Source organism: Pseudomonas sp. GV071 (assembly GCF_003050835.1).
In the GTDB taxonomy this organism is placed as follows: Bacteria; Pseudomonadota; Gammaproteobacteria; order Pseudomonadales; family Pseudomonadaceae; genus Aquipseudomonas.
The window spans coordinates 1-14,260 of record NZ_QAOJ01000019.1 but is presented as its reverse complement, the minus strand read 5'-3'; the positions used below and the strand labels follow the sequence as shown (position 1 = coordinate 14,260).

The following is a 14,260-nucleotide window of genomic DNA, read 5'->3' as shown; positions in this document are numbered from 1 at the left end:
CCTTGCCCGGGTTAACGATTGAGCGGGATATCACCCCAGTTCGGATGATTGGCCAGGCGCTGCTGAATACCGCGCATGGCATTCAACGAGCGCTGCAGTTTCAGGTACACATCGCCGCCGTAATCCCAACCCAGTACGCCGATTCGGCCGCTGTAGCCCATGTTGGCGAGCGCGGCGAGCAGGGCGAAGTTGTCCAGTTCGCCGCGGTCTGGCGGCTCCATGGTGGCGACGCCACCCCAACCCAGCGGCGAGAGGGCCGAACCGGAGGTGGTGACCTGCATCAGCCACGGCGCCATGGCGTCCAGGCAGCCCTGCAAGTCACCTTCCTGGCTGGCGTACCAGTGGTAGCCGTTGAACACCGCGCCAAGCCGCGGGTGGTGGAAATAGGTGCAGATGTCCACTACCTGTGCCGTGGTTTGCGTGACGTGGTTTCGATGGGGGTAAAGGGCAAGTCGCAGGCCGCGACGCTCGACAATCGGCAACAAGCGTTCGATCACAGCGAGGATGGCCGGCAGACCATTCACTGAGGTCTGCACCGCCAGTTCAATAAGCTCAACGCCTTCAACCGACTCGACAATTTGCCGCACCAAGGCATCGTTGCGCCCCTCGTGCAGCACCAGGTACAGCGCGGCGATATCCAGGCCATGCCGGTCTTTGACGTGTTTGAGTTGGGTCAGATCAGTCAGCGGCGTACCGCCCCAGGCCGCGACAGTGATGGCGTCATAGCCCACTTCGGCGACCATCTCGCACTGCGCCTGAAAGCTGTACACCCCCATGGATGTGTAGAAAAACGAGTCCAGGGCGTGAATGGGGTTGGCGCCGCTCACCGGGGAACGTCCGCCATCAATGCCCAATGCGGATTGCGCGTCAGGCGCCGCTCCATGGAGCGAAACGCGTTGATCGACCGATTGAGGTTGCCGTGCACATCGCCGCCCATGCTTTCCCAGCCGAGAAAGCCAACTTTGCCGGTGTAACCCCGGCGCTTCAGCGCGCCCAGCAACACAAAGTTATCCATCTCGCCCTCATCCAACGGCTCAATGGTGGCCGCGCCGCCCCAACCCAATGGCGAGAGTCGGCAGCCGGCAATATTTACCTGCTTCAGCCACGGCCACAGGGCGTCCAGACGCTGCTCCAGCTCGCCTTCCTGGGCGGCGAACCAGTGATAACCATTGAACACAATGCCCAGGCGCGGATGGTTGAAACGCTCACAGAGTTGCGCCGCTTCGCTTGTGGTTTGCATGCCGTAGCGAATGTGCGGGTACAGGGCGATGTTCAGATTGCGGCGTTCGCAAATCAGCAACAGGTGCTCAAGCATGCGCACGTCCTGCTCCTGCACTTTGTCGCCGGAATGCAACGCCAATTCGATGGTGCTGCACCCTTCGATGGTTTCGAACAAGTGGGTCAGCCAGGCCTCCAGGCCCTGGCGGTAGATCGCATAGACACCGCCCACATCAAGGCCCCATTGGGCCTTAACCTTGGGCAAGTCCTTGAGCTCTTTGCTCCAGGACGAAACGGTGATGCCCTGGTAACCGAGTTCGGCGAGCATCTCGCACTGCACCGCCAACGGGTAGGTGCCGAGCTTGGTCTGGAAAATAAAATCCATGGCGTGAGCGGCGTGCTGCATATCAACGGCTCCGTAGCGAAGAAGAGGTGGTCAGGGCCGGTTCCAGGCTGGGGAAGTGCGGCAGGATGTACTCGCCCATCTCGTCGATCACTTCAGCAGCGGGGCGTTGTTGTGGCTTGAAGTTCAGGGCCACGTGATTGACGCCTTGGTCTTGCTGGCGGCGCCACAGGTCGATCAGGGTGTTACGCCCGGCACGCAGCACGCGGCCGGTTTGCAGGGGCAGGTTGGGGTCGGCCGCCAGGTCGAAGAAGGTGCCGTAACCGTAGGGTTTGAACGGCTGGCCACGGCTGGCGTCTTGCCAACGGTTGATCATGTCGGGGATTTTTGCCGGGTCGGTGAAATACCACAGCACACCGTCGGTGTTTTCTGCGATCCACTCCATGCTCTGGCCGGCCATGCCCACCACAATGGTAGGCAGGCGCGGCGCCACAGGTTTGGGCACGAGGTCCAGGTTGCCAGTGAGTTCGCCGTAATAAGCAGAACCATGCACCGGCCACGCACGCTCGGTGGCGGCACGAACCAGCGCCAGCGCATCGCGAAAGCGGTCGGCGCGGTTGTCGAAATCGGCGCCGAAGGCCGGGTACTCAACGGGCCGATCGCCGGTGGCCAAGCCGAGAATAAAACGCCCACCCAGCAGTTGATCGACACTGGCGGCCTGTTTGGCCACGATCAGCGGGTCGCGCAGCGGCAGCACGATGCCAGCCGTGCCGATAGCAATATTCTCGGTGATGGCGGCCAGGTAACCGGCGTACACCATAGGATCGATCACCTGGCCCACATCCCCAAAATTCGGATCATAAAACGGCACGTCGCGTAGCCAGATTGCCGAGAAGCCGGCCTGGTCAACCTTGCGCGCCATATCCGCGTGATTGGCCAGGGTAGGGCCGGGGCTATCAGGGTAACTTTCCAACGGTGCGATAAAACCGAAGGTCAGGTGGCCAGGCTGGAAAACGCGGGCATACCCACGGTGCTCGGCCAGCTCTTTGGGAAGTTCGGGATAGGTCATGGATACCTCGACAATGACGAGAGACCCAGGGCAGCGAAGGCCCTAGTCAGAATGCCAGGGACTATAGGCTGCCAGGCGAGAAAGAAAAATAAGCTAGAATTCCAAACATTGCGGAACGTAAGGATGGAATTGTGAGCGCAAAAATGGATCAGCTGGGCGCGCTGTCGGCGTTTGTGCATGCGGCCGATGGGCGAAGTTTTACCGAAGCAGGGCGACGATTAGAGGTGTCGTCATCGGCGATTGGCAAAGCGATCACCAAGTTGGAAGAACGACTGGGCGTACGCCTGTTTCATCGCTCCACGAGGGCGATCACTCTGACGGCTGAAGGCGCATTGTTTCTCGAGCGCTGTCACCGCATCTTTGCTGAGTTGGAAGTGGCCGAGCGTGAACTGACCCAGGCCGCGGGCAACCCTCAAGGCAAACTACGCATCAGCCTGCCGCAGTTGGGCATGCGGTTGATGCCGCACCTGATTGCTTTCCAGCAGACCTATCCCGCCGTCGAACTGGAACTGGATTTCAGCGACCGGCTGGTGAATGTCATCGAAGAAGGGTTTGACGCGGTGATGCGCATCGGAGAGTTACAGGATTCGCGCCTGATGATGCGCAAGTTAAATGGCTTCAGCCATCGCCTGGTGGCTTCTGTGGCCTACCTCAAGACTCACCGGCCACCCAAAAAACCAGCCGATCTGAGCGCCCACGCCTGCCTGCACTACCGCTATCCCTCCAGCGGCAAGCTGGACCCGTGGCCGCTGTACACCGAGGGCAAACAGCTAAACCTGGACCTGCCGCAAACCGCCGTCACCAATGCCATCGACCCGTTACTGGCCATGGCCGAAGCGGGACAAGGCATTGCGTGTTTGCCAGACTTTATCTTGGCATCCGCGATCGAGGAGGGGCGCCTGGTGCCGTTGCTCGATAGCTTTATTCAGGACCGGCGCACCTTCTGCATTCTCTGGCCTTCCAGCCGTCAGCCGTTGCCAAAGATAAACGCGTTTGTCGATTTTATTGCGGCGCGGCTGACGCCCTGACCCACTACAGAAATCGTCAAGCGCAACTCAAGTGCCCGTAGAACGTCCGACCGCAGACATGTATGTAAGATGGCGATGTACTTCTAAAAATAAAATCCCGCTGCGTAGTGAGAGGTCAAGGATGGCAAAGATAAGACATGTCGAAGTTAAAAATTTCAGAGGTATCAAACAACTGAGTTGGGCTCCCAGCGAAGGCATCAATTGTCTTATTGGCCCAGGGGATAGTGGAAAAACATCAATCTTAGATGCCATCGAATCCTGCATGTCAGTTCGCCGGACCACGGAGTTTTCGGATGCTGATTTCTTCGAGATGGATGTATCCGAGCCCATCATCATAAGAGTCACTGTTGGCGCGCTCCCGGATCGCCTGATGGATTTGGACACTCTTGGTGAGATGCTGCGCGGCTTTAACATCGACGATGGATCGGTCGAAGATGAACCAGGTGAAGGTCTGGAAGTCGTTCTTACCTTCCAGTTAGTGGTCGGAGACGACTTGGAGCCCAAGCGGGCGTTGTATTCACAGCGCACGGAGCTCGACCCCTATCAGCGTCAACTCCAATGGAAGGACAAAGCTGAGCTCGCACCGAACCGGATTGGTAACCACGCGAGCACGAATCTTTCGTGGACAAAAAACTCTGTATTGACGCGTCTGTCAGAAGAAAAACTGGCTATAGGAAACGACTTAGTCTCCGCGGCAAGAGAGGCTCGTCTCGCATTTGGCGATAAGGCGGGTGCGACGATAGGCGACATGCTCAAGCTGGTTGTGGAGAAAGCCAAGGAAATGGGCATTGACGTGGGAGACGAGGCCAAGGCTTTGCTGGACCCCAGAGCGCTTTCGTTCTCAGACGGGGCGATTGCTCTACATTCTGAAGGTGGGATTCCCCTGCGAAATCTCGGAACGGGCTCGAGCCGCCTTCTTCTTGCAGCTCTTCATAGGGAAGCTTCGGACGCAGCGACTTGCCTGTTGGTTGACGAAGTAGAGCATGGTCTTGAGCCGCATCGAATCATCCGGCTTCTGCACTCTCTTGGCTCGAAAGAAGCCGATACGCCGCTTCAGGTTTTCATGACAACCCACTCTGCAGTAGTTGTGCGCGAGCTCAGTGGTGATCAGCTCATCATTGTTCGTAAAGGGGCTGACGGACAGCACGAGATGAAAGTGGTCAGCAGTGAAGACGCCATTCAAGGTGTTGCTCGGCTTTATCCTGAAGCGTTTCTGGCGAGATCTGTGATTGTTTGTGAAGGGGCCAGCGAGGTTGGGCTTCTCAGAGGGCTTGATCGATACCGAGTGTCGCTAGGACGGCCATCCGCTTATGCAAATGCCACAGCTTTTGTGGATGCTGGCGGAAGAAGTCCGCAGCACATCCTAGAACGGGCTCTGGTATTCGCACAGTGGGGGTATCGAACCAAAGCGTTCTTGGACGCAGATGTACCTATCCCTCAGCCATCTCGAGATGCCGCGGAGGCAGAGGGTGTTACGGTTTGCACGTGGGGTGAGTCGCTTGCCCTTGAGGAAGCACTTTTCAAGTGGCTGCCTGATGACGGAGTAGATGAACTTATTAATCTGGCTATTGAGCTCAATTCAGGTGACTTGGTCGGTGGGGCTTTGGAAGAGGTCTCTAAGAAAATGTTCGATTTGGAGTATGTCTTAGGCCTTGTTGGCGGGGACGCAGCATACGACGACGACGAGCGAGCAGTTTTAGGTCGGGCTGCCAAACTAACCACCAAGGACTCCAAGCTTGGCCCAGGTCGTAAGGGGTGGTTCAAGTCCATCAGTAAAATGGAATGGGTGGGGGAGAAAGTCCTTGGGCCATATTTGAAGAGTGCCGATCCAGCACTCAGAAAGCCGATTTCTCAGTTGTTTAGGCAAGACAATGCGTGACGCTGAATTGGACATTCTTGTACATCGTCGTGGGAGTGTCAGTGCTCCTGCGGGATGTGGCAAAACGGAGCTTATAACCTCAGCGCTCCTGCGAAGCGGCGATAGCAAGCCCGCTCTTGTGTTGACCCACACCAATGCAGGCAGAGCAGCTATTGAACAACGCCTAAAGCGGCGCGGCGTAGGCGGTAACACTGTGCGTGTGGCTACGCTCGATAGTTGGGCTATTCGCTTGGTCCAGAGCCTTCCTGGGCGATCTCGTCTCTCCCCGTCAATATTGAAGGTCAAGGGAAACAACGCGAACTATGTGGCGATTCGGGAGGCCGCGCTGGAAATTCTTGCCGCCGGCCATGTAGACGAAATCGTGGTAGCGACATACTCGAGGATCATTGTTGACGAGTACCAAGACTGTGGGAGCCTGCAACATCAAATGGTTCTTTCGCTTGCGGGGTTGCTCCCAACAGTAGTTTTAGGTGATCCCCTCCAAGTCATCTTTGACTTTGCAGGTCCAGTTGTTGATTGGCAAAAAGACGTTGTCGTTTCATTTCCTCCTTTAGCTTGGAAGCCCGAGCCTTGGCGCTGGAAAAACGCTGACGCCCCTGAGCTAGGAAATTGGCTCCTCAATTCAGTTCGTCCGGCGTTGAGTCAAGCTAGCGGCTCGATTGATCTTTCCAAGGCCCCCAAGGGCGTGGAATGGGTTTGCATTGAAGGCACGCCAGCGCAAATGAGTGAAACGCGGCTGACAATTGCGAAGCGAAAATTTTCGGGCTCAGCCCTAATCATTGCTGACTCGAAAAACAAGGAAGCTCAATGGGAAACTGCTAGGAGAGCACGAGCGACAATGGTTGAAGCAAATGACATGGTGGATTTCATGAAGTTTGCTGCAGCATTTGATCCAGTTGCAGAATCGTCGTTGGACGATGCAGTGGCCTTCTTTGGCACGTTGTTATCAGGGCTATCTCCTGTGCAGTTGATTGCGCGGAGCCGTTCTTTGCATGGGGGGAGGGCGAAGACTAGCGCCACAAAGATTGAGGCTATTGCGTTGGCGTACTTGGGCGCGCCCTCGCATCGAAGTGCCGCGGATATGTTGGATGCTTTTCAAAAAGCTGCTGGTGTTTTCGCGTTCCGACCCGACATTGTTCGGTTATGCTCGAGGGCGCTCCGAGCAGTAAGCGGGACATTTACATTCCAAGAAGCTGTGGTACGGGAGCGAGAGCGCTTTCGGCATATGCCTCGTACGATGAACTCCAAATCCGTGGGAAGTACCTTGCTGCTGAAAGGGCTCGAAGCTGACGTAGCCATAATTCTCGAGCCCGAGAAGATGAATGCTAAAAACCTTTACGTCGCAATGACTCGAGGTAGCAAGCAGTTAATTATCTGCTCGAAGTCCCCCACGCTAACTTGGTAGGTAACTGCAAAGGCCCCGCTCGCGAGGCCTCATACCTTGGTTACCGCTGCGCTTCGCGAATCATATTCCGCGCAATCACCACCTGCTGAATCTGCGTCGTACCTTCGTAGATCCGGAACAACCGCACATCACGGTAGAATCGCTCAATGGCGTACTCGCTGACGTAGCCGGCACCGCCGTGGATTTGCACGCAACGGTCAGCGACACGGCCACACATTTCAGTGGAGAACATCTTCGCGCATGAGGCCTCGGTGCTGACGTTCCTACCGTCGTCACGTTTGCGCGCAGCGTCCAACACCATGCACTTGGCCGCGTAGATCTCGGCTTTGCTGTCTGCGAGCATCGCTTGAATTAGCTGGAATTCGGCGATGGGTTGGCCGAATTGCTTACGGTCCAGGGCGTAGTGCAGGGCGTCGTCTAGCATGCGTTCGGCAGCGCCAACGCTGAGGGCCGCGATGTGTAGACGGCCTTTGTCCAAGACTTTCATCGCTGTTTTAAAACCGACGCCTTCTACGCCGCCGATGAGTTGGCTGGCGGGCACACGGGCGTTGTCGAAAATCACGTCGCAGGTGTGGGCGCCTTTGTGGCCCATTTTGTGGTCGGCCTTGCCCAGCACAACGCCAGGGGTGCCGCGCTCAACAATAAAAGCGCTGATGCCGCCAGAGCCTTTGATTGCCGGATTGGTGCGCGCCATGACGGTGTAGATGCCGGCCTCGGGCGCATTGGTAATAAAGCGTTTGGTGCCGTTGAGCACGTAGAAATCGCCATCGCGCACGGCGGTGGTTTTTAACGAGCCAGCGTCGGAGCCGGCGTCTGGCTCCGTCAGGCAGAAGGAGCTGAGCAGCTCGCCGCTGGCCAGTATGGGCAGGTAGTGCTGGCGTTGTTCTTCGGTGCCGTCGAGCAAGATGCCGATGGAGCCGATGCCGTTGTTGGTGCCGATGTAGGAGCGAAACGCCGGCGAGGTGCGGCCTAGTTCAAAGGCGATGTTCACCTCTTCTTCCATCGTCACGCCCAGGCCGCCGTATTCCTCCGGAATGGTTAAACCAAACAGGCCCATGTCGCGCATCTGATCGACGATATCGGCAGGTATCGCGTCAGTCTCGGCCACCTCGTTTTCACGGGGAATCAGCACTTCGTTGACGAACTGGCGAAGCGAATCCACCAGTATCTGCAGGGTTTCGGTATCACGGATCATGTGCGCTCCTGTGGCCCAACACGTGGGCCTGTTTCGTAAGGGGCGCCGACCCCTGAACGGTTACCGGGCAGCGGCGCCAATGTTGTTAACCATGTTGATCAGGCGAGGCCCGATATCGTCTGCAAGCTTGTCCCGTGGCAGTTGAAAGCTCGGGCCACCGCAGTTGAAGGTCAGTAACCCGAACTGCGGGTGTAATAACGGCACGGCAACGGAGTTGACGTCGCGGTGCCATTCGCCGATCGACAGGCAAAAGCCGTAATCGGTGTAATCGCGAAACGCACGGTCCAGGCCTTTGCGAATGGCCGGCCACTGGTCCGCTTCGCGCTGGCGAATGTGGTCGAGCAGAAACTCCCGCTCACTTTCCGGCATCGCTGCCAGGCACGCGCGGCCTGCCGAACTTTGTGCCAGGGGCAGATAACTGCCGATCTGGCGGCGCATCGTGGTGTTGCCTTGGCCCTGCACCACATCCAGATAAACCATCTGCAAGCGGTCTCGGGCTGCCATCGCCACGGCGGCTTGCGCGTGGTTGGCCAGTTCTTCCATCAGCGGATGGGCTACCGAACGAATCGACAGGTTGGTCAGCATGGCGTAGCCAAACCCCAGCACGCCGACATCCAGCTGGTACTTGCCCGAGTGCACTTCACGCTTGAGGCAGCCCAGGCGCATCAGGGTGTTGGTCAAACGAGTGACAGTCGGTTTCGGCAGACCGGTCATGCGCGCCAAATCCTGATTACCCAGCACGTTGTCGCGCGGGGTAAAGCAGCGCATCAGTTCCAGGCCACGGGCCAGCGCGGTGACAAATTGGCCACCGGCTTCGTCCTCGCCGAGCGCCGTGGCCGGGTCGAGCATGCCCATCTTCAGTAAGCCGATTTCATCCGCTCCCGTGCTGCTCTCAGCGTTCTGCTGATCCGCTTTGTTGCGAGCCATGGTAGAACCCCACTTTTGGCAAATGCAAGAAAATAAAACCGTGTTTCGTCTGGCGAAATTATATTTTAAAGCGCTACCGAAATGGAATAGCGTTTTTAGTGAGCCTAAATAGCTGTAAATAAAGGCTTTATATAAATAGTTTGGTTTTTTGGTTTACACGAATTCCAGGCCGTCTCTATGATAATTCGTAAATACGGAATGCAGTTTCGTATAGCGAAACACTTTTAGAGGTGGGTATGAGTCAGCAACCTGAATCTGTAGTGCATCTGGATATTCGCGACGACGGCGTTGCCGTTGTGCGCATCGACCGACCAGAAGCCAAGAACGCCCTTAACAGCGCCGTGCGTGAACAACTCGCCGAGCACTTCCGTGCCGTCGCCCGCAACCCAAAGGTGCGAGCCATCGTGTTGACCGGCGGCGCCAAGTGCTTTGTGGCGGGGGCGGACATTCGTGAATTCGCGCAAGCCAGCCCGATTGAGATGTACCTGCGCCACACCGAGCTGTTGTGGGAAGCCATCTCACGTTGCCCCAAGCCGATTATTGCTGCAGTGAACGGTTTCGCCCTGGGGGGCGGCTGTGAGCTGGCCATGCACTGCGACCTGATCGTGGCTGGCGCCTCGGCGCGCTTTGGCCAGCCGGAAGTGAAGCTCGGCCTGATGCCGGGTGCCGGTGGTACCCAGCGACTGATACGCGCGGTAGGTAAATTCCAAGCCATGCGCATCGCATTGACGGGCTGCCTGGTGTCCGCCCAACAAGCCTTGGCTATAGGCATGCTCAGTGAAGTGGTGGACGACGAACAGACCATCAACCGCGCGCTGGAACTAGCCGCTGAAATTGCCGCACTGCCACCACTGGCCGTCGCGCAAATCAAAGAAGTGATGCTCGCCGGCGCCGACCTGCCGCTGGAAAGCGCCTTGGTGCTGGAGCGCAAAGCGTTCCAACTGCTATTCGATTCAAGCGACCAGAAAGAGGGCGCTCAAGCCTTCCTGGAAAAACGCAAAGCGATCTTCTCGGGAGAGTGACCATGACACGCACCATTAATCAGATGGCCGTAGTCGGCGCCGGCATCATGGGCACCGGCATTGCCCAGATCGCCGCCCAGGCAGGCGTGCGCGTGATGCTGTTCGACAACCGTGAAGGCGCCGCGCAAGCCGCCCGTGACACCCTGAAAGGCACGCTGGATAAGCTGGTAGAGAAGGGCAAAATTCCGTTTGCCGATGCGCTGGCGACGCTTTCCCGGGTTCAGGTGGCAACGGTGCTTGCCGAGCTGGGCGAGGTCGACCTGGTGGTAGAAGCCATTATCGAGCGCCTCGACGCGAAGCAAGCCTTGCTTGCCGACCTTGAAGCCGTGGTGGCGGATACCTGCATTCTGGCCACCAATACCTCGTCGCTGTCGGTCACTACCATCGCACGCAACTGCCGTGTGCCACAGCGAGTGGCAGGCTTTCACTTCTTCAACCCGGTGCCACTGATGAAAGTGGTCGAGGTCATTGACGGCTTGGCCACAGACCCACTGGTGGGCGATTGCCTGCAAGCGCTGGCCACCCGCATGGGCCATCGCGGCATCCGCGCCAAAGACACCCCCGGTTTTATCATCAACCACGCCGGCCGCGCATACAGCACCGAAGCCCTGCAGATTCTCAAGGAAAGCGTTACCGAGCCGGCCGAAATAGACCGCATCCTGCGTGAAGGTCTGGGCTTTCGCATGGGGCCGTTGGAGTTGTTTGACCTGACGGCGCTGGACGTCTCCCACCCGGTGATCGAGTCGATCTACAACCAGTTCTACCAAGAACCGCGGTATCGACCGGCAGCGCTAACCCGACAAATGCTCGACGCCGGTTATGTGGGTCGCAAAGTCGGCCGCGGCTTCTACCGTTACGCCGACGGCAAGATGATTGATCCTCCTGCGCCACAACCTGTGCCGAGCGTGACCAGCCTGCCACCGGTTTGGCTGGGTACCGAGAACAAAGAAGACCACACCCGCTTTAGCGAACTGCTGCAACAACTGGGCGCACAGGTGGAAGAGGGTGCCCAGCCCAGTGCAGACGCACTGTGCCTGTTGGCACCCTACGGGCTGGACGCCACCAGCGCCGTTGGCCTGTTTGGAACTGACGCCGCTCGTACCCTGTGCATCGACCCGTTGTTGGACACCGCCCGCTACCGCACGCTGATGCTTAACCCAGCTACCCGCAGCGACATGCGCGACGCGGCCCATGCGCTGCTGGCCAGCGATGGCGTGGGCGTGAGTGTGATCAATGACAGCGTTGGCTTTGTGGCCCAACGCGTGCTGGCCATGATCGTCAACCTCGCCGGCGATATCGTGCAACAAGGCATTGCCAGCGTGGATGACCTGGATGAGGGCGTGCGCCGCGGCCTGGGTTATCCGCAAGGTCCGCTGGCGTGGGGCGACAGTGTCGGCCCCAAGCGCTTGCACACCGTACTCGAGCGCATGACACAGCTTACCGGCGACCCTCGCTATCGCCCCGGCCCCTGGTTGCGTCGCCGCGCCACCCTTGGCCTGTCGCTGCGCCATACCGAACCGTCCCTTAACTGACTTTCAACGCCAGGATTTCTCCATGCTCGACGCCTACATTTTTGCCGGATTACGCACCCCCTTCGGCCGCCACGGCGGCGCGCTTGCACCGGTTCGCCCCGACGATCTGGTTGCCAACGTTATTCGCGAACTGCTGTCCCGCCACGCCATTCCCGGCGAAGCCATTGAAGACGTGATTCTGGGCAATACCAATCAGGCCGGTGAAGACAGCCGCAACATTGCTCGCCACGCCGCGCTGCTGGCGGGTTTGCCAGTGACCGTCCCGGGCCAAACCGTAAACCGCTTGTGCGCCAGCGGCCTGGCTGCAGTGATTGATGCTGCCCGCGCCGTCACCTGCAAAGAAGGCGATCTGTTTGTGGCGGGTGGTGTGGAAAGCATGTCCCGCGCCCCCTTCGTCATGGCCAAAGCCGAGGCGGCCTATAGCCGCGAGCTGACGGTGTTCGACAGCACCATTGGTGCACGCTTTCCGAACCCGAAAATCGTCGCCGAGTTTGGTAACGACACCATGCCGCAGACCGGCGACAACGTGGCCCAGGAATACGGCATCACCCGCGAGCAAGCCGACACCTTTGCCGCCAACTCCCAAGCCCGCTATGAAGCTGCGCGCAGTGCCGGCTTCTTCCAGGACGAATTGCTTGCGGTCAGCGTGCCCACCGGGCGCAAGTCCCCACCCAACCTGGTTGAACACGACGAGCATCCGCGCCCGCAATCGGACCTGACAGCCCTGGCCCGCCTGAAGCCGCTTTCCGAAGGCGGCGTGGTGACTGCCGGCAACGCTTCTGGCGTTAACGACGGCGCAGCGGCCTTGTTGATTGGTTCGGCCGCTGCGGGCGAGCGTCACGGCCTGGCACCGATGGCGCGCATTTTGTCTGCCGCCGCAGCCGGCGTTGCCCCGCGCATCATGGGCGTCGGCCCGGTGGAGGCGATCAACAAAGCCTTGGCACGCGCCGAGCTGAGCCTGGCGGACATGGATATCATCGAAATCAACGAAGCCTTCGCCAGCCAGGTACTGGGTTGCCTGAAAGGCCTCAACGTTGCCTTCGACGACCCACGGGTAAACCCTCACGGCGGCGCCATTGCTGTTGGCCACCCGCTGGGCGCTTCTGGCGCGCGGCTGGCACTGAGCACTGCACGTGCCTTGCAACAGGGTGGCAAACGCTACGCGGTGGTGAGCCTGTGTATCGGCGTCGGCCAAGGCCTGGCGATGGTCATCGAACGTGTGTAAGCGCACGCAAGCAAAGGTGAATTGAAATGGGTGCTTTGACTGGATTTCGCGTGCTGGATTTGAGCCGCGTGCTGGCCGGCCCCTGGTGTGGCCAAACCCTGGCTGACCTGGGTGCCGAAGTGATCAAAATTGAACGCCCTGGTGCGGGTGATGACACCCGTGGCTGGGGGCCGCCCTGGATGAAAGGGCAGAACGCCGAGTCCTCTGGCGAGGCGTCGTATTACCAGTCCACTAACCGCGGCAAACTGTCGGTGGCGCTGAATATCGCCAGCCCCGAAGGGCAAGAAATGATCCGTGCCCTGGCCACCAGTTGCGACGTACTGATCGAAAACTACAAGGCAGGCTCCCTGGCCAAGTACGGTCTGGACTACGCCAGCCTCGCTGCGATCAATCCGCGCCTGGTGTACTGCTCGGTCACTGGCTTCGGCCAGACAGGCCCGCGCGCTGCAGAGCCCGGTTATGACTTCATCATTCAGGGCATGGGCGGCCTGATGAGCATCACTGGCGAACGCGACGATCTTCCCGGTGGAGGCCCACAGAAAGTAGGCGTGGCCTTTGCGGACTTGATGACCGGCCTGTACTCGACAGTGGCCATTCAGGCCGCGCTGCTGAGCCGGGAAAAGACCGGCCTCGGCCAACATGTCGACATGGCCCTGCTCGACGTACAGGTAGCCACCCTGTGCAACCAAAGCCAGAACTACCTGGCGTCCGGAAAGCCGCCAGGCCGCTACGGCAACGCCCACGCCAACATCGTGCCGTACCAGGTGTTCCGCGCCAGCGACCGCGACTTCATCATCGCCTGCGGCAACGACTCTCAGTTTGTCTCGCTGTGCAACGCCATTGGTTTGCCCGACCTGCCAAAAGATCCACGCTTTGCCCGCAACGCCGACCGCGTCAGCAACCGCGAAGACATCGTGGCCATTCTGGCCAAGCATTTCCTCGGCGCCAGTGCAGACGAGTGGGTAGGGCGCATACACCCGCAGGGCGTACCGGTTGGTGCCATCAACAGCATCGCCCAGGCGCTGGATGAACCGCAGGTGCTCGCCCGCAACATGCTGGTGAATATTCCTCACCCGTTGAAGGCCGACTTCGTCACGGTTGGCAGCCCCATCAAGTTGTCAGGCACCCCGGTCGAATACCTGCGCCCGGCGCCGATGCTGGGCGAACACACCGATGAAGTGCTCAAGCGGGAGCTGGGTCTGGACGATGAACGCCTGGCGCAGCTCAAAGCCCAAGGCATTATCGAGCAGCTCGGCAATCGTTGAATTTTTCCAACTGGAGCGTTTATGAAAGTCCTCGTAGCGATCAAGCGTGTGGTCGATTACAACGTCAAGGTTCGCGTCAAAGCGGACAACTCCGGCGTTGATCTCGCCAACGTCAAAATGTCGATGAATCCCTTCTGCGAAATCGCCGTAGA

The 14,260-nt window shown here is 58.9% G+C and carries 12 protein-coding genes and 1 pseudogene; 8 read left to right on the top strand and 5 right to left on the bottom strand.

Annotated elements, in window-relative coordinates; translation table 11 throughout:
* Positions 1-11: 11 nt before the first annotated feature.
* Genes C8K61_RS25630 through C8K61_RS25620 form a run of 3 tightly spaced genes read right to left on the bottom strand, consistent with a single transcriptional unit; the run spans position 12 to position 2,630 of the window.
* Complete coding sequence (locus tag C8K61_RS25630) at positions 12-776, bottom strand: sugar phosphate isomerase/epimerase (protein ID WP_108099843.1); 765 nt, start codon at positions 774-776, stop codon at positions 12-14.
* 47 nt (positions 777-823) lie between these two features.
* On the bottom strand, positions 824-1,624 hold the full coding sequence (locus C8K61_RS25625) for a sugar phosphate isomerase/epimerase (RefSeq protein WP_108099705.1): 801 nt from the start codon (positions 1,622-1,624) through the stop codon (positions 824-826).
* A gap of 1 nt (position 1,625) precedes the next feature.
* Entirely contained in the window at positions 1,626-2,630 is a 1,005-nt protein-coding gene (locus C8K61_RS25620) for an LLM class oxidoreductase (protein WP_108099703.1), read from the bottom strand.
* Between the two features lie 143 nt (positions 2,631-2,773).
* On the opposite strand from C8K61_RS25620, the gene C8K61_RS25615 reads away from it, so the two are divergent.
* From C8K61_RS25615 to C8K61_RS25605, 3 genes are all read left to right on the top strand, one after another.
* Entirely contained in the window at positions 2,774-3,658 is an 885-nt protein-coding gene (locus tag C8K61_RS25615) for a LysR family transcriptional regulator (RefSeq protein WP_108099702.1), read from the top strand.
* A 121-nt stretch (positions 3,659-3,779) separates the two neighbouring features.
* Positions 3,780-5,537, top strand: a complete 1,758-nt coding sequence (locus C8K61_RS25610) for an ATP-dependent endonuclease (protein WP_158272542.1) — start codon at positions 3,780-3,782, stop codon at positions 5,535-5,537.
* The gene (locus tag C8K61_RS25605) at positions 5,530-6,942 is read left to right on the top strand and encodes a UvrD-helicase domain-containing protein (RefSeq protein WP_108099698.1); all 1,413 of its coding nucleotides are present in this window, start codon (positions 5,530-5,532) and stop codon (positions 6,940-6,942) included. The genes C8K61_RS25610 and C8K61_RS25605 overlap by 8 nt, the downstream gene beginning before the upstream one ends.
* Before the next feature lie 40 nt (positions 6,943-6,982).
* On the opposite strand, the gene C8K61_RS25600 is transcribed toward C8K61_RS25605, so the two are convergent.
* Complete coding sequence (locus C8K61_RS25600; RefSeq protein ID WP_108099696.1) at positions 6,983-8,137, bottom strand: acyl-CoA dehydrogenase family protein; 1,155 nt, start codon at positions 8,135-8,137, stop codon at positions 6,983-6,985.
* Positions 8,138-8,197: 60 nt separating this feature from the next.
* Positions 8,198-9,064, bottom strand: a complete 867-nt coding sequence (locus C8K61_RS25595; protein ID WP_108099694.1) for an IclR family transcriptional regulator — start codon at positions 9,062-9,064, stop codon at positions 8,198-8,200.
* A 236-nt stretch (positions 9,065-9,300) separates the two neighbouring features.
* Here C8K61_RS25595 and C8K61_RS25590 point away from each other — a divergent pair, with 236 nt between their 5' ends.
* From C8K61_RS25590 to C8K61_RS25570, 5 genes and pseudogenes are all read left to right on the top strand, one after another.
* On the top strand, positions 9,301-10,086 hold the full coding sequence (locus tag C8K61_RS25590) for an enoyl-CoA hydratase (RefSeq protein WP_108099692.1): 786 nt from the start codon (positions 9,301-9,303) through the stop codon (positions 10,084-10,086).
* A 2-nt stretch (positions 10,087-10,088) separates the two neighbouring features.
* Positions 10,089-11,618 (top strand): 3-hydroxyacyl-CoA dehydrogenase, encoded by a 1,530-nt coding sequence (locus tag C8K61_RS25585; protein WP_108099690.1) that lies wholly within the window; start codon positions 10,089-10,091, stop codon positions 11,616-11,618.
* A 22-nt stretch (positions 11,619-11,640) separates the two neighbouring features.
* Complete coding sequence (locus C8K61_RS25580) at positions 11,641-12,843, top strand: 3-oxoadipyl-CoA thiolase (RefSeq protein ID WP_108099688.1); 1,203 nt, start codon at positions 11,641-11,643, stop codon at positions 12,841-12,843.
* Between the two features lie 26 nt (positions 12,844-12,869).
* A complete protein-coding gene (locus C8K61_RS25575; protein WP_108099686.1) occupies positions 12,870-14,108 on the top strand; it encodes a CaiB/BaiF CoA-transferase family protein in 1,239 nt (412 codons plus the stop codon).
* A gap of 21 nt (positions 14,109-14,129) precedes the next feature.
* Positions 14,130-14,260, top strand: a pseudogene (locus tag C8K61_RS25570) (electron transfer flavoprotein subunit beta/FixA family protein); the annotation flags it as partial.